Source organism: Gammaproteobacteria bacterium, from assembly GCA_028819075.1.
Taxonomy (GTDB): domain Bacteria; phylum Gemmatimonadota; class Gemmatimonadetes; order Longimicrobiales; family Gaopeijiaceae; genus BD2-11.
This window is the reverse complement of the sequence record JAPPMM010000043.1, coordinates 1-15,870: the sequence shown is the minus strand read 5'-3', so window position 1 is coordinate 15,870 and position 15,870 is coordinate 1. Positions and strand designations below refer to the sequence as shown.

Sequence of the window (15,870 nt, the reverse complement as noted above, 5' to 3'; positions counted from 1 at the left end):
TTGAGCCTGGATTCGCCGTCCGGGAGGTCCGGTTGGTGACGGTGGACCTCGTTCTCGTTCTGGCGGTTCTGGTGGTGGATGTCGTCCTCTTCATGCACGGGCGACTCCGAATGGACCTGGTCGCGCTCCTCACGCTCGTGTTCCTCGCCGTGACCGGGCTCATCGAACCGGCCGCGGCGCTCGCCGGGTTCTCCAATCCGGCCGTCGTGACCGTCTGGGCCGTCTTCGTGCTGAGCGGGGGACTCGCCCACACCGGCATAGCCAACCTGGTCGGGCGCCAGGTCATACGCTTTGCGGGCGGAAGCGAGACCCGCATCATCCTGGTCATCATGGCGACCGCCGGCGTGGCATCCGCCTTCATGAACAACGTGGGCGTGGCCGCGATTCTCCTCCCCGTCATCATGGATCTCTCGAAAGAGACCCGGATCCCGCCCTCGAGGCTTCTTCTGCCCCTCGCGTACGCGTGCCTGCTGGGTGGCTTGACCACCCTCATCGGCACGCCGCCCAACATTCTGGTGGCGGAGGCGCTCAGCAACGAGGGTCTCGAGCCGTTCGGGCTCTTCGACTACTCGCCGGTGGGACTGCTCGTCATGGCGGCGGGCTTCGTCTTCATTCTTCTGGCCGTCCCCAGGCTGCTGCCGAAGCGCCGCATCCGGGTCGACGGTCCCGAAGGAGACGATGAACGGGTGCTGCCGGACATCTACGGGCTGAACGAGCGGTTCATGGTCCTTAGGCTGCCCGAGGCCTCGCCGCTTGCGGGAAAGAGCCTTGGTGAAATCCGGCTCGGGTCCGTGGCCGGACTTCAGGCCATCACCGTCATCCGTGACGGGCGGCCCCGACCCTCGCCCGGCCCTGACTTCCGTCTCCGGGCGGGAGACCGGATCGTCGTTCAGGGGCCAATGGATCGGCTGGACCGGCTGCGCGAGAGTTCCGCGCTCGATATCGAGGAAGAGGGGCTGGGCGTGAAGGTGCTGGAAGCTCCCGAATTCGAAATCGCGGAGGTCGGTGTACCCAGCGGCTCCGAGCTGACGGGACGGACGCTCCGCGACGTGGACTTCGCCGTCCGTTTCGGGGTTCGCGTGATGGCGATCCGGCGAGACGGGAGGTCCCTGCCGAGTCCCTTGCAGGATGTGCCGCTTCAGCCCGCCGACACGCTGCTGGTCCAGGGTCCGCCGGACAAGGTCGAAGACCTGGGCACACACGAGGCACTGACTGTCGCTCCCGCCGACCACATCGACCTCTACAGCCTTCAGGACGAACTGTTTGCGGTTCGGGTGCCCCGCGACTCCTTCCTGGCGGGCCAGACGCTGAAGGAATGCGGGTTGGGCGCCGCTCTGGGGCTGTGGGTGATCAGCGTGGGCCGCGAAGGCCGCACCATCGAGATGCCGGAGCCCGGCGAGCGCCTGCAGGCGGGGGATCTGCTGGTCGTCAGAGGCCGGCCCGAAGGGTTGTCCGCACTGGAGGGACTCCGGGAGCTCGAGGTCGAGACCGAAGGGACGGAGGAGAGCTCCGTTCTGGAGACCGAGGAGATAGGGATCGCCGAGGTCGTCCTCTCACCCCATACCAGGCTCGTAGGGCAAACTCTCCGCCAGCTCAGCTTCCGCAGGAAGTACGGCCTGATGGTGCTCGCGATCTGGCGCGAGGGGCGGTCCCATCGAACCGGACTGCGCGACATGCCGCTGCGCTCCGGCGACGCGCTGCTCGTTCACGGACCCCGCGAGAACCTCCGTGTCCTCGCCTCGGATCCGAACTTCCTCGTGCTGACCGAGGGTGTGCAGACGCCGCCCCGGCGTCGCAAGGCGCCGATTGCGGCCCTGATCCTGGCCGTTACGCTGGGGCCCGTCCTGTTGGGATGGCTGCCGATCTCCATCGCGGCGGTGGGAGGCGCCGCCCTCATGGTTCTCCTCGGCTGCCTGACGATGGAGGAGGCCTACCGGTCCATCGAGTGGCAGGCCGTCTTCCTGATCGCCGGGATGCTTCCCCTGGGGGTGGCGCTGCAGGAGGCGGGCGCTTCGGCGCTGCTGGCGGAAGCGGTTGTACGTACGGTCGGGGACTTCGGGCCCCTCGCCGCCATGGGCGCCCTGTTCCTCGTTACCTCCGTAGCGACGCAAGTCATCCCGACGGCGGCCCTGGTGGTCCTCATGTCGCCCATCGTGCTGGGCACGGCGGAGAGCCTGGGCATCTCCCCCTACCCTCTGATGATGGCTACGGCGATGGCCGCGTCGGCCAGCTTCGCCAGCCCCGTCTCCCATCCGGCGAACGTTCTCGTCATGGGACCCGGCGGCTACCGGTTCACCGACTACCTGCGCGTGGGCTTGCCGCTGACCGCCGTCGTATTCGCGGTGGTCATGCTCGTGATCCCGGTGTTCTGGCCGTTCTGAGGCATCGCGGATCAATCCCGCATTCAGACCGTGCGGATCGGGAACGGGAGTTCGATGCCCTCGGGCGTCAGTCGATGACGATCTCTTCCACGGCATGCACGAACACGATGTCGTTCGCGGCCCTGTGGCTTTGGAGAACGTCGGTCAGGCTGCCCCCCTTCATCTGCTCCGCCGAAATCCCCGCGATCACCAGATCCGCGTCGGATGACCGGTACTCCACCTCGGACTCGATCCTGGCCTGCGATTCGACGGGCAGCGTTTCGATGTTCTTTCGCCCGATGGGCAGGCGTCCCTGGTCGACGAGCGCGGACAACCGGTCGGCTTCATGCGCATCCCCGTCCGTGCCGATGCACGCGAACACGCGGATCTCGGCGGTTCTCCATTCGGGATGACCGACGATGATGTAGGCCAGCATCAGCATCATCGCCGCGTTGGGCAGGGTCTCCGGGGTGAGCCAGACATGGATCGACGAGCGGTAGCCGAAGCGGAACGTGCTGGAGCGCAGGACTACCACGTTGAACCGGGATGAGGCCGCCAGGAGCATGGCCCGCTCCAGCCTCGGAATCTCCTCCGGGTGCTGCTGGTCGAATTCCAGCAGAATGCTGTTGTTGGGCAGGCCCGAGATGCCGGGGTACTGGAGCGCCTGCGTGACCGCGTTCTCGAAGGAGGGCGCGATCAGTGTGTCGACGAAGGTCCCCGCCCGGCTGAGGTCGGAACGCTTCACCAGCTTCGTGAGCTGGGCGCGGGCCGCCAGCTCCGTGTCCAGTGCATACTCACCCTTCATGTGCTGCACGAAGTGGCCGAAGCCGTGGCGATGGGAGATCCACCGAAGCAGGTCGAACTGGGCCACGCGGCGGTCGCCGAACTGCGTGAGCGCCACGAACGACGGGCGCCACCCGCCATCCTGCTGCGCGCTCTGGTTCTTCTGGAGCATGATCTGGAGCCTGCGGACGAGCTGGAACATCGCCCCCTGCAGGATCGCGGCCAGATCCCGTTCCCCGCGCCGCGACCGCTTCAGCCCCAGGTAGATGACGAGCATGATCGCCATGGCGAGGAGCGCGTACACGGCGCTCATCTGGATCATCATGAGCACGCACATCACCGCGCCGATCAGCGATATGTACCAGCGGGAGCGGAAGGTCGGGCGGTACGACGGATTCCCCGCGAAGTACTCCAGGAACGCCACGGAACAGAGGGTGCCGTACGTCACCATGAAGAACATGCTCAGGATCTGGGCGATGAAGTCGATGTCGCCAAGCGCCACGAACACGGCTGCCAACGCCACGGAGACGTAGGTGGCGTTGATGGGTTCGCCCGCCTCGCCCCGCCCGGTAGCGAGGAGTTCGTTGACCTTCCCACCCGGGAAGACGCGGTCACGGGCCAGCGCCTGCAGCGTGCGCGGGGCAACCATGACGGAGCCGAGCGCGGAGGAGAAGGCCGCGGCGGCCAGCCCGATGTATATGGAAGGGCCCCAGAGCGCGATGCGGGCCATGATGAACTGGTCCTCCGCCAGGGCGTCCGGCGTGGCGCTTTGCGCGAGCTTGATCGCCACCAGCGCGTAGACGGCCATGCCGGCAAAGGTCGCCCCGATGGTTCCCAGCGGGATCGAGCGCATCGGGTTCTTGAGATCACCCGACAGCCCGAGGCCTGCGATCATGCCTGTGAAGGCGGGGAAGCAGGTGGCGAACACGACGCCGAACCCGTCGGGGTTTGCAATGGTTGATGTCAGGTTGAGTCCGTCGGGCCGGATCTCCTCGGGTCCCGATCCGAGCAGGAAGGCCCCGATGACCGCTGCCAGGATGCCGCACACGACCCACAGCACGCGCACCCCCTGGTCGGCACCCTTGGTCAGCATGAGAGCGACCAGGACGGCGAGACCGGGAACGCTGACCCACTGGAGACCGAGTGCGACCTCGAATCTGCCCCCGATCCACTGGAGGATCGGCTGAAACGCCTCGGCGAAGGCCACCAGGTAGAAGGCGACTGAGATCGCCTGCGACAGGTAGAGGGCGATCCCGATCGAGCCGCCGATCGTTGTGCCGAAGGAGCGGCTTATGATGAAGTATGCGCCACCCCCGGCGACGCGCCGGTTCGTGGCGATTTCGGAGACGGCCAGCACCGTGGGGATCGTGACCATGTGCCCGATGACGATGATCATCATCGTGCCCCACAGGCCGACGTGGCCCACGGCGTAACCGAACCGCAGGAAGAGGATGGCGCCCAGGATCGTGCTGATCGACGCCAGGAAGACGGGGGCTGTGCCGAAGCCGTGACCGGACTCGGAGGGCTCGCCCGAGGGGGCGGACGCGCGAGTCGTCGCCGCTCCGCGAGGCGGACTTCCGTCGGTGTTTGCTACCGTTGGCGCGACCATTGAGGGCTCCGGGAAGCGGGTGTCCCGCCCGCCGCAGGTCCTGACCGAAAGGCCGACCCCCATCGCGGGCATCACCCTCGCAACCCTACACCGGAGGGCGAATCCAATCTAGAGCCCGAGGAACAACGTGGCTATCGAGGGTGCAGCGCTCGTCCGGAGGCGGGGTTCCGGCTTCATGGGGCGCTGGCGGCAGGGGCCTGTTCCCCGCGATAATGACTCCATCCGGAGGGGCACCACCTGGACTATGGAGGCAGGCGAAATGGAAATGGATTGGAATGCGATCCTGTTGGATCCGGTCCGTACCTTCATCGGGCAGTTGGTCGGCTTCGTACCAAACCTGTTGGCCGTGGTTGCGATTCTCGTCGGTGGCTGGATCATCGCGAAAGTAATCCAGGGCGTGCTCGTCCGACTTCTCGAGGCGGTGAAGGCCGACAGTCTGGCGGAAAGGGTCCAGCTCGCGGATATGCTGTCCAGAGGAGGCATTCAGCGAACCTTCTCCGGGCTGCTGGGAGCCATCGCATATTGGCTTGTCATGCTCGTCGTGCTGGTCGCGGCCCTCAACGCGCTCCAGCTCACCGCCACCGCGCAGTTGCTGCAGGGGTTTGTCGGTTTCCTACCCACCATTGTGACGGCGATCGTCGTCTTGATCGTGGGGATCCTGGCCGCCGGTTTCCTGGCCGCTACGGTCCGCACCGTAGCCAGCAACGCCGGCATCGCTCAGGCGGAGGTGCTGGGGCAGTTCGTCCAGTACATGGTTATCGTCTTTGCCGTCGTGGTGGCACTGCAACAGCTCCAGGTCCAGTTCGTGGGGGATGCCTTCCTGATCATCCTCGGAGCCATCAGCTTTGCGCTGGCTCTGGCTTTCGGGCTGGGCTGCAAGGACCTGGCAGGACGCTGGGTGAGCGACCTGGTCGACCGCCTCTCCTCGCCGGCGGAGTAGGCCGGGGACGCGAACTGGGGGAACGTCAGGGTTTAGCCTGAACCCGCTGCCAACTCCTCCCGCGTGTCCACCAGCGCGCGCGCATCGTCGGGGATGGCCCTGGCCCCCACCACCTCCACGACCGGGCGGATCTTCACGGCCTCGCGGATGCGGGCGATGAGGGCGGTCTTGTCGACCACGGCCCCGGGGGCCGCCTCGACTCGCACGGTGAACACGTCCCGCGCGCCGTCGGCGGTCACCACCGCCTGGTAGCGCGCCACGGCCGGGTCGGACCCCAGCGCCGCCGCCAGCTCGCGGGGGTGGACGAACATGCCCTTCACCTTGACGCCTTCCCCCACCCGGCCCAGGAAGCCCGCCAGGCGGGGGCCGGGGCGGCCGCACGGGCAGGGCGCGCGCTTCCAGGCAGACAGGTCGCCGGTGCCGAAGCGAACCAGAGGGTAGACCTCGTTGGGGCTGGTGACCACCACCTGCCCCGCCTCTCCTTCCCCGGCCGAGCGGTCGTCGGCGGGCACCAGGACCTCGATCACCACCTCGGGCGCCACGTGCCACCCGTCCTTCTCGGCGCACTCGTAGCCGAGCAGGCCGGTGTCCGCGGTCCCGTAGGCCTGGTAGACGTCCACGCCGAAGCCGTCCTGCAGGCGGGCGCGCAACGAGGGTGGCAGCGGCGCGCCGGTCACCAGCGCGCGCTCGAACCCGAGCGGCTCGCCCGACTCCTCCGCCCGCTCGAGCAGGGTCAGCAGGAACTGGGGCGTGCCGGTGTAGCCAGTGGCGCCCGCCGCGCGCGCGGCCTCGATCTGGGCGGTGGTGGCGGCCACGCCCCCGGGGATCACGGTGCACCCCGCCGCGCGCAGTCCCCCGTCGAGCATCAGGCCGCCCGGCGTGAGGTGGTACGAAAAGCTGTTCAGCACCACATCGCCGGAGCGAAAGCCGGCGGTGCGCAGGGCCGCCGCGAAGCGCCAGAAGTCGTCTCCGGTCCCCTGCGGGTCGCTGATCGGCCCCGGCGAACGGTAGATACGCGCGAGCGACCCGGCCGCCACCGCGAGCATCCCTCCGAAGGGCGGGTCGGCGGCCTGCAGGGCGGGCAGGTCGTCCTTGGCCAGGACCGGGATCGCCTGTAAGTCGGCCACCCCGGCGACGTCCCCGGGCGACATCCCCGCGCCCGCCAACCTGTGACCAATCTCGGTGCTGTGCTCGGCCCCGTACGCGACCGCCCGCGCCGCCAGCCGGTCCTGCAGCGCGTCCCAGTCCGCCGCCGCGTCCTGTTCTCGCCCGGACGGCACGGAGCCGCGACTCTCGGCATCGCGACGCGTCACGACGACCTCGGCCTCAATCCCGGTGCGATGTCGGGCGTGCCCTTCACGACAACCACCGCTTCCGCCGCCGATAGTGCTTCACGTCCCGGTACGACCGCCGTCCGCCATCGCCCAGCCCCAGGTAGAATTCCTTCACGTCCTCGTTGGTGCGCAATTCCTCTGCGGCGCCCTCCAGCACGACCCGGCCTCCCTCCATGATGTAGCCGTAGTCGGCCACCGACAGGGCGATGCGTGCATTCTGCTCGACCAGCAGAATCGTGGTCCCTTCCTCGCGATTGATGCGCCGCACGATCTCGAAGATGTTCTCAACCAGCATCGGAGCCAGCCCGAGGGAGGGCTCGTCGAGCAGCATCATGCGCGGAGATGCCATCAGCGCCCGTCCCAGCGCCAGCATCTGCTGCTCGCCGCCCGAGAGATGACCCGCGAGCTGCCCGCGCCGCTCGGCCAGCGCCGGAAAGTAGTGGTAGACCCTGTCCGTCTCCGCGTTCAGGCCGCGCCGCGTCCCGCGTGTGTACGCCCCCGCCTGCAGGTTCTCGCGCACGGTCAGGTGCTCGAAGACCCGCCGTCCCTCCAGCACCTGGAAGACTCCCTTCTCCACGATGCGGTGGGCGTCCATCCCCTGGATCTCCTCGCCGTCGAAGACGATGGTCCCGTCGCTGACCTCGCCGTCTTCGACGTACAGCAGCCCCGAAATGGCCTTGAGGGTCGTCGTCTTTCCCGCGCCGTTGGAGCCCAGGAGAGCCGCGATCTTGCCTTCCGCCACCTCGAGCGACAATCCCCGCAGCACGAGGATCACGTCGTCGTAGAGGACTTCGATGTTGTTGAGGCTGAGGAGCGGCGTTGCATCCGGGCGCCCATTCGACTCCGCCGCGCCGCGCCGGCCGAAGGCCGAATCCGTCATCCCATCGCCCTCAGGACGCCGGCGCCTGGATGAAGTCCGTGAGCGGAACCCAGACCCCGCCCTCCACCCGGAAGATGCGCAGCCCCTTGGAGCCGCGGTGGTCCGTGGAAGTGAGGGTCACGGGAGCGGTCACCCCGCCCATGTCGTAGTCGGACAGCGTCTCGAGCGCCGCCTTGATACTCGCCCCGGTGAGTTCCTGGCCCGCCGCCAGCACCCGGCGCATCCCCTCGGCGAATGCCGCGAAGGTCCACCAGCCCTGGGTGTAGGCATTGGTCCTGCCCTCGGCGGTCTCGCCCCTGGAGGCGAGATAGTCGTGAATCACGCGCGTCCCGGGCACGTCCACCGTCAGGGGCGCGTACGGCATCGTCCCCATGAGCCCCTCGGCCGCCTCTCCGGCCAGTTGAACGACCTGCGCGTTGGAGCACCAGTTGAGGCAGAAGAAGGTGGCGTCGAGCCCCAGGCTGCGTGCGTTCTGGAGCGCCACCGCTGCCGGCCCGGAGGTGTTCTGGAAGACGACGTAATGGGCGCCGCTCTGACGGATGCGCGAGAGCTCGGCCGTGAAGTCCACCGCCCCGCGCGGCATCTCGTAGAGCGTGAGGTCGATTCCCCGCGTCTCGGCGAACTCGATCCCGCCCTGGTTCGCCGGCGACAGCCCGAAGGGGCTCGCGTTGTGCATCAGCGCGACGATCGGGGTTCCCTCGCCGTGGCTCGTGGCGATCCAGTCGAGGGCGATGCGGAACTGGTCGCTGTAGGTCGTGGCCAGCAGGAAGTTGTAGGGGGCCTCGGCCGGATTCCCCAGCCGATGGGACAGGGACGCGGAACTGAAAGGGATCTCGTCCTCGGCGATGCGCATGCGCAGAGCCTCCGTGTCGCCCGTGCCCCATCCCATGAAGATCACCGCGCCCTCGCTCACGAACTGGCTGTAGAGCTGCTCGGCGCGGTCGACCTGGTATCCGTAGTCCTGGAAGATGAGGTCGATCGGCCGTCCCTCGATGCCCCCCTGCCCGTTGATCCAGTCGGCGAAGCCGCGCACGCCGTCACCGTAGTCGGTGCCGACGTCGGCCGTGGGTCCGGTCAGGTCGAAGATGGCGCCCACGGTAATGCTGTTGTCGTCCACTTCGGCGCCGTCGCCCCCGCAGGCGGCGCAAAGGAGCATCGCCACGCCCGCGGCCCACCTCTTCGCTCGAGCCTCCGTCAGCGCCTTCCTCCATCCCACCGCCCGTCGTCCGTTCCCGGCGTGCACGCAGTCCATCTCGCTCATCTTCTCATTCCTTCAATTAGCCCGGCTCTCGCCGCGCCGGTACGCAAACGGCCACACATGAAAGTAGTCTTTCACATTGTCCCACAGTTTGGACAGTCCCCGGGGCTCGAAGATGAGGAAGAGGATGATCACGATCCCGAACACCGCCTGCTGCGCGTAGGGGAGAAGGGAAGCCGCCTCGGGAGCCGTATCCTGGATGGCGCGCCCCAGGTTGGTGATCAGCGCCGGGAGCAACGTGATCAGTGCCGCTCCCAGGAACGATCCGCGGATCGAGCCCAGGCCGCCGACGATGATCATCGCCAGGTAGACGATGCTTGTGTTCAGCGTGAAGCGCTCCCAGGTGACGATGTTGCGGTAGAAGGCGATCATCGCCCCCGCGAGCCCTACGAAGAACGACGAGGTCGCGAAAGCCAGCAGCTTGGTGCGGAAGACGTCCACCCCGATGACGCTCGCCGCGACGTCCTGGTCCCGCACCGCCTCGAAGGCGCGGCCGATGCGGCTGCGGAAGAGGTTGGCCGCGAAGAGCGCGGTTCCGGCCGCCGTGAGTACCGCCAGCCAGTAAAAGTTGAAGGTGCTGTTCAGGCGGAGGCCGAACAGGCGCGGGGCGGGCACGACAATGGCCTCGGTCCCGCCCGTGACTGCCGTCCAGTGGGTCATCGCCCACTCCACGATCTCCTGCGCGGCCAGGGTTGCAATGGCGAGGTACAGGCCCTTGAGACGCAGGGAAGGGAGCCCGAAGAAGGTGCCCGCCACGGCGGTGAGAATGCAGGCGCAGAACACGCTCGCGCCCCAGGGGACCCCGAAGTTGAGGGTCAGGAGTCCGGCGGTGTAGGCCCCGATCGCCATGAAGGCGCCCTGGCCCAGCGAGATCTGGCCCGTGTAGCCCACTAGGATGTTGAGTCCGATGGCGCCCACGGTGGCGATGGCCACCTGGTTGGCCAGATCCAGCCAGTAGGTGCTGGCCAGGAAGGGGAAGACGAGCACGAAGAGGGCGAGAGCCGCGAGCCGGATCCGCTGTGCGGGCCGCGGCCGAAGTCCCATGTCGGACTCGTAGCGGGTGTGGAAGACCCCGCACTCCATGCTCATGGGGAGAGTCTCATACGCGCTCGATGATCTCCTTCCCGAAGAGGCCGTAGGGCCGGACCATCAGCACCATGATGAGCACCAGGTAGGGGACCACCAGGTTGAGCCCGTGCCCCACGTAAAAGCCGACGTATACCTCCAGCAGCCCGATGATGGCGCCGCCGACAACGGCCCCCTTGATCGAGTCCAGCCCGCCCAGGATCACCACCGGAAAGACGCGCAGACCGATGGCCGCCACGTTCGGGCTCACCCCCACGATGTTGCCGAGCATGATGCCCCCGATCGCTGCCGAGGCGGCCGCCAGCCCCCAGGCAACCCCGAACACGCGCGGAATGCTGATCCCCATGCTGAGCGCGGCCTGCTGGTCGTCGGCGATGGCGCGCATAGCGATGCCGTCGCGGGTGTAGCGGAAGAAGAGCCCGAGCGCCGCCAGCACCGCGAGCGCGATGGGGATGGAGAGCACCCGTGCCGTCGAGAGCACCGCCGGCCCGATGACGAGGTCGCCGGCGGGCAGGAACGACTCGAACGCGCGCGGATTCGGGCCCCAGATGGCGTTGATCGCGCCCCGGAGCACCGACGACAGCCCGATGGTCACCATGATCATCGAGATGATGGGCTCGCCCACCAGGGGCCGCAGCACCAGGCGTTCGACCGCCAGGGCCACCGCAACGGCAAGCAGCACGGTCACGAGGACCCCCACGCTCCAGGGCAGCCCGGTCTGCGCCACCGCGAAGAAGATCAGGTAGGTCCCGAGGAGGAGCAGGTCGCCCTGGGCGAAGTTGATGACGTCGCTGGCCTTGTAGATGACCACGAAGCCCGCCGCCGCCAAGGCGTAGATCATCCCCGTGCTGAGTCCGGAGACCGTCAGTTGCAGGAAGATGTCCACAGAGTCAGGTATCCATCGTCTCGATGCGCAGATCGTGCTCCACCGCGGCAGTCCGCCCGTCCTGATACGTGATCTCGGTCGCTACCGTGACCGACTCGGCCTCCCTCTGCAGCGCGCCGATGATGTCCGCGAAGCGGTTCGCGATATGGCGTCGCCGGACCTTGCGCGTGCGGGTCAGCTCGGCGTCGTCGGCGTGCAGTTCCTTGTGCAGAAGCAGGAAGCGATGGATGCGGGCGGCCTCGGGCAGCTCCTCGTTCACTTCAGCGACGTGCTCCCGGACCAGCGCGTACACCTCGCTCCGCCGCGCCAGGTCCGTGAAGGTGGTGTAGGGAATGCGGTGTCGCTCAGCCCACTGCCCGGCGTTCTCCATGTCGATGGCGATCATCGCGGTGACGAACGGAGCCCCGGCGCCCCCGAAGACGACCGCTTCGGCGACGTAGGGACTGAACTTGAGCTTGTTCTCGACGAACTGCGGCGAGAAGTGGGTCCCGTCCGCCAGCTTCATAACGTCGGCCAGGCGATCGATCACGACGAGGTGGCCATTCTCGTCGAAGTAGCCGGCGTCGCCCGAATGCAGCCAGCCGTCTTCAAGCGTCTCCGCGGTGGCCGCGGGGTTGCGGAAGTAGCCCTGGAACACCGCGGGACTCCGGCAGAGGATCTCGCCCTCGTCCGAAATCCGGATCTCGGTGCGGGGCAGCGGCACCCCCACGGTCTGGAAGCGGATGTCGTCGTCCCGGTGCACCACCGAGATTCCCGACACCTCGGTCTGGCCGTAGAGCTGCTTCAGGTTGACCCCGATGGCGTGATAGAAACGGAAGACGTCGGGACCCAGCGCGGCGCCTCCCGTATAGGCGCGCCGGACGCGGTTGAGCCCAAGCTGGTCGCGGATGGGGTGAAACACCGTCCAGTCCGCGAGGCGATGGGCCAGGCGCCGGACCGGACCGATGCGCCGTCCTCGAAACCGCGCTTCGGCGGTCGCCGCGCCCTGCTTCATGGCCCAGCCGTAGAACCACCGCTTGAGCCGGGTGGTGTCCTCGGCCATCACCTGCACGTCCGAGACCATGTTCTCCCAGATGCGCGGGGGCGACATGAGAAAAGCGGGCCCGATCTCACGCATGTCCTTGCGCGCGGTCGCCGTCTCCTCGGGGAAGTTGACCGTGAACCCCGCCAGAAGCCCGCTCGCCACGGCCACCATCTGTTCACCGATCCAGGCGAGCGGAAGGAACGACACGAATTCGTCGCCCGGGTTCATCGCATCCACAGTGCGCAACTGGGACGCCATCACGATCAGGTTCTCATGCGAGAGCATCGCCAGCTTGGGGATGCTGGTCGTGCCGGAAGTCGTGCACAGCAGCGCGATGTCGGCGGGCTGAACTGCGGAGAGTCGCCGGCTGAACTCGTGCGGCGATCGCTCGTGCCGCCGCTCCCCCAGCGCCTCGATCTCCCCGAACGACATCAGCCCCGGCGCCTCGTACCCGTACATCCCGCGCGCATCGTAATACACGACGTATTCCAGGCCGGGCAGCCGGTCGCGCACCTCCAGCACCTTGTCGACCTGCTCCTGGTCCTCCGCGACCACGACGCGGGCCTCGGCGGCTTCCAGCATGCGGGCGAGTTCGTCCGCGATGGCGTCCTGGTAGAGCCCGAGAGGGAGGATGCCCGCCGCCTGGGCCGCGAGCTCGGCGATCATCCACTCGGGCCGGTTGTCGCCGATGATCGCGATGCGGTCCCCTTCTTCCGCGCCCAACTCCGCCAGCCCCAGCGAGAAGGCCCGTACCCGGCCGAGGTACTCCGTCCAGGTGATCTCCTGCCAGATCCCGAACTCCTTTTCGCGCAGCGCGACCTCGTCGGGGCGGCTCGCGGCTCGTCGGGCGAGCAGGCCGGGGAGCGTATCGCGAGAGTGTTGTGGGGGCACGCTCAACCCTGACGTAACGTTGGTCTTTCCGCTCGCACGGGTTCGTTCTCTCCCCGCGCGTGCCCCAGGTAGGCGTCGATCACCGCAGGGTCGCTCCTGACCTCCTCCGGGCTCCCCTGCGCGATCCGCCGCCCGAAGTCCAGCACCACCACCCGGTCCGAGATGTCCATGATCACGTCGATGTCATGGTCGATGACCACCACGGTGATGCCGCGCTCCTCGTGCACGTCGAGGATGAAGCGCGCCATCGACTCCTTCTCCTCGACGTTCATGCCCGCCGTGGGCTCGTCCAGCAGCAGGAGGTGCGGGTCGAGCGCCAGCGCGCGCGCCATCTCCACCAGGCGCTGGTTCCCGTAGGCTAGGTTGCCCACCACCGCGCTCCGCAACGGCTCCAGGTTCATGAAGTCGATAACCTCCTCCACGTAGCACCGATGCTCGATCTCCCGGCGGCGCTGGCGGCCCAGGTAGATCCCGCCGCTGAGCACACCGCCCTTCATGTGCACGTGGCGGCCCAGCATGAGGTTGTCGAGCACCGTCATGTGCTTGAAGAGTTCGATGTTCTGGAAGGTGCGCGCGACGCCCAGCGCGGCGATGCGGTGCGGCGGCAGGCGGTTGAGCGCGTGCAAGGTCCCGTCGCGGCCGGTCAGGGTGATGCTCCCCTCCTGCGCGCGGTAGAGTCCGGAAATGCAGTTCAGGACGCTGGTCTTGCCCGCCCCGTTGGGCCCGATCAGCGCGAGCAGTTCGGCCTCGCGCACCTCCATGCTGAGCCCCGAGAGCGCGGTCACGCCCCCGAAGCGGAGGGTGAGGCCGCTGAGTTGGAGGAGAGGTGTTGGTTGGTGCACGGCCGGGCTTGAGAACGATTGGCGAAGGGCGACGGTTCGAAAAGGATAGACCGAACAACACGACTCCGAAACAGGGTGTGCCCATGGGCTGATTCGACTCTTGACCGAGCCACCCACCCGCGTGACAATCGGAACATGGCAGGCGTTCTGTTGACCAAAGCGGGAGTAACTGAGTGAAGATCGCCGGCATCCTCGCCAAGGTCGCAACGGGCAACATTACCCTCCCCGCGTTTCAGCGAGGGTACGTGTGGAAGCGGAGCCAGGTACGCGAGCTCTTCGACTCGCTCTACCGAAGACACCCGGTGGGGAGCCTGTTGACCTGGATCACCTCGCTTGAGCGTGGAGGGCCTACCGAACTTCTGCTGGACGGCCAACAGCGCGTGACTTCGCTGTACGGGGTAATCAAGGGCGAGGTGCCGGACTTCTTCAACGGAGATGAAAAGCCATTCTCCGACCTGTATTTCCACGCCGGAGAGGAGCGGTTCGAGTTCTTCCAGCCCAGCAAGATGAAGGAAGATCCACTCTGGTTCGACGTGACCAGAGTAATGAAGGCTGGGGTTAGCGGACTCGCCGACTTGCTGGCCGAGAGGCTCGGTGCCCCGGGCGAGACGCTTGATCCCATCGATTTCATCACGATCAACAACCGCCTGCTTCATCTACTCGGCGTAACCGGCATAGACCTGCACATCGAGCAGATAACCGATGAGGGCCACAGCGTTGGCACGATCTTGGACATATTCAACCGCCTAAACAGCGCGGGCACCAAGTTGTCGAGCGGTGATCTTGCGCTGGCGCGGATCGCCGCCAAGTGGCCCGATGTAAAGGGGGAGATGCAGAGCTTGCTGAAGGGATTGCGAATCCACTATGGATTCAGCTTTACCGAGGGCTGGCTGCTTCGGTGTGTGAACGCGGTCGCAAACGGAGAGGCTGGTTTTCGACAACTCCATGATGCTCCGCGCGAAGAGATACGAGCCGGCCTGGAGCGCACTTTCCATCATGTGCGCCACTGCTTGGACCACGTCTACCACAGGCTGCGGCTGGACCATGACCGAGTCCTGTTCGGACGCTTTGCGCTTCCGGTCATGGTTCGCCACTTGGAATTGCGCAGGCCGGAACCCGTCGACGAGTGGGAGTGGGATTCGCTCCTCTACTGGTTTCTGCAGGCCGGGATGCGGGGCCGCTTCTCCGCTTCGACCGAGACCGCCATCAAACAAGATCTGGCGTCGGTGGACGGCACCATGGATGGGATTGAGCGGTTGATCGGAGACATAGGGACCAAGTGGGGTCGGCGGCAGGTGGAGCCCGCCGACTTCGACTCCTGGTCGATCGGGGCCCGTCTCTATCCAACTCTCTACTGGCTGGCGCGCGCGGGCGGCGCAAGGGATTTCTGTAGTGGAATCGACCTTCGAGCGGTCATGCCGGACGGCGATGCCCAACTGAAGGTCCACCCCATCTTTCCGAAGAGGGCACTCTATGCTGTCGGGTACTCCCGACCGCAAGTCAACGCTCTGGGGAACCTCGGCTTCGTAGCGCCTGGGTGCGACAAGTGGATTGGTGCGGCTTGTCCGGCAGAACCATCCCCCTATGTCAAGGACACTAGTGACCCCGTGCGTCGCCGCATCGGCCGCCACGGCTATTTCCGGTTCGTGCTCGAGCGACATCCGAGGGTTCTGGAGTCCCAGTGGATCCCAATGGACGAGAAGCTATGGAAGGTGGACAACTTCCTCGCGTTCCTTAGAGCCCGCCGGACTCTACTCGCCCGGGCCGCGAACCGACACTTGAGTAGCCTCTACCCAAGACACGCGAAGAGCGTGGTTGAGCCGTGAACCGAGAGATCCCCGGGGAGGCTGACGTTGCCAAGAGCCAGGTCGTCAGGCTACGGTCGGGACCATTCCCGTGGACGTCTTCCTCGCTCTGGCTGAACAAGTACGATGGAGTGGTCGCCCCCTCCCGACGGCATCGCGATGTGCCAAGATG

At 66.8% G+C, this 15,870-nt stretch carries 11 protein-coding genes; 3 read left to right on the top strand and 8 right to left on the bottom strand.

The window, feature by feature from the left end:
* Positions 1-35: 35 nt before the first annotated feature.
* Positions 36-2,381 carry an SLC13 family permease gene (locus OXU32_10435; GenBank protein ID MDE0074363.1) on the top strand — a complete coding sequence of 782 codons (2,346 nt, stop codon included), beginning with the start codon at positions 36-38 and terminating at the stop codon, positions 2,379-2,381.
* Between the two features lie 67 nt (positions 2,382-2,448).
* Here the strand turns inward: OXU32_10435 and OXU32_10430 are convergent, their stop codons facing one another.
* Positions 2,449-4,752, bottom strand: a complete 2,304-nt coding sequence (locus OXU32_10430) for an amino acid permease (protein MDE0074362.1) — start codon at positions 4,750-4,752, stop codon at positions 2,449-2,451.
* Between the two features lie 259 nt (positions 4,753-5,011).
* Between OXU32_10430 and OXU32_10425 the strand changes: the two genes are divergently transcribed.
* A complete protein-coding gene (locus OXU32_10425; protein MDE0074361.1) occupies positions 5,012-5,692 on the top strand; it encodes a hypothetical protein in 681 nt (226 codons plus the stop codon).
* Between the two features lie 32 nt (positions 5,693-5,724).
* On the opposite strand, the gene OXU32_10420 is transcribed toward OXU32_10425, so the two are convergent.
* From OXU32_10420 to OXU32_10390, 7 genes are read right to left on the bottom strand one after another with little or no spacing between them, the layout of a single operon-like run.
* Complete coding sequence (locus tag OXU32_10420; GenBank protein MDE0074360.1) at positions 5,725-7,005, bottom strand: AMP-binding protein; 1,281 nt, start codon at positions 7,003-7,005, stop codon at positions 5,725-5,727.
* Between the two features lie 43 nt (positions 7,006-7,048).
* On the bottom strand, positions 7,049-7,906 hold the full coding sequence (locus tag OXU32_10415) for an ABC transporter ATP-binding protein (protein ID MDE0074359.1): 858 nt from the start codon (positions 7,904-7,906) through the stop codon (positions 7,049-7,051).
* A gap of 10 nt (positions 7,907-7,916) precedes the next feature.
* Complete coding sequence (locus OXU32_10410; GenBank protein MDE0074358.1) at positions 7,917-9,167, bottom strand: ABC transporter substrate-binding protein; 1,251 nt, start codon at positions 9,165-9,167, stop codon at positions 7,917-7,919.
* 12 nt (positions 9,168-9,179) lie between these two features.
* Entirely contained in the window at positions 9,180-10,247 is a 1,068-nt protein-coding gene (locus OXU32_10405) for a branched-chain amino acid ABC transporter permease (GenBank protein ID MDE0074357.1), read from the bottom strand.
* A gap of 16 nt (positions 10,248-10,263) precedes the next feature.
* Entirely contained in the window at positions 10,264-11,136 is an 873-nt protein-coding gene (locus OXU32_10400; GenBank protein MDE0074356.1) for a branched-chain amino acid ABC transporter permease, read from the bottom strand.
* Positions 11,137-11,140: 4 nt separating this feature from the next.
* On the bottom strand, positions 11,141-13,051 hold the full coding sequence (locus OXU32_10395; protein ID MDE0074355.1) for an AMP-binding protein: 1,911 nt from the start codon (positions 13,049-13,051) through the stop codon (positions 11,141-11,143).
* A gap of 2 nt (positions 13,052-13,053) precedes the next feature.
* Positions 13,054-13,893, bottom strand: coding sequence for an ABC transporter ATP-binding protein (locus OXU32_10390; protein ID MDE0074354.1), 840 nt, complete (start codon positions 13,891-13,893; stop codon positions 13,054-13,056).
* A gap of 173 nt (positions 13,894-14,066) precedes the next feature.
* Here OXU32_10390 and OXU32_10385 point away from each other — a divergent pair, with 173 nt between their 5' ends.
* The gene (locus tag OXU32_10385) at positions 14,067-15,719 is read left to right on the top strand and encodes a DUF262 domain-containing protein (protein ID MDE0074353.1); all 1,653 of its coding nucleotides are present in this window, start codon (positions 14,067-14,069) and stop codon (positions 15,717-15,719) included.
* Positions 15,720-15,870 lie beyond the last annotated feature (151 nt).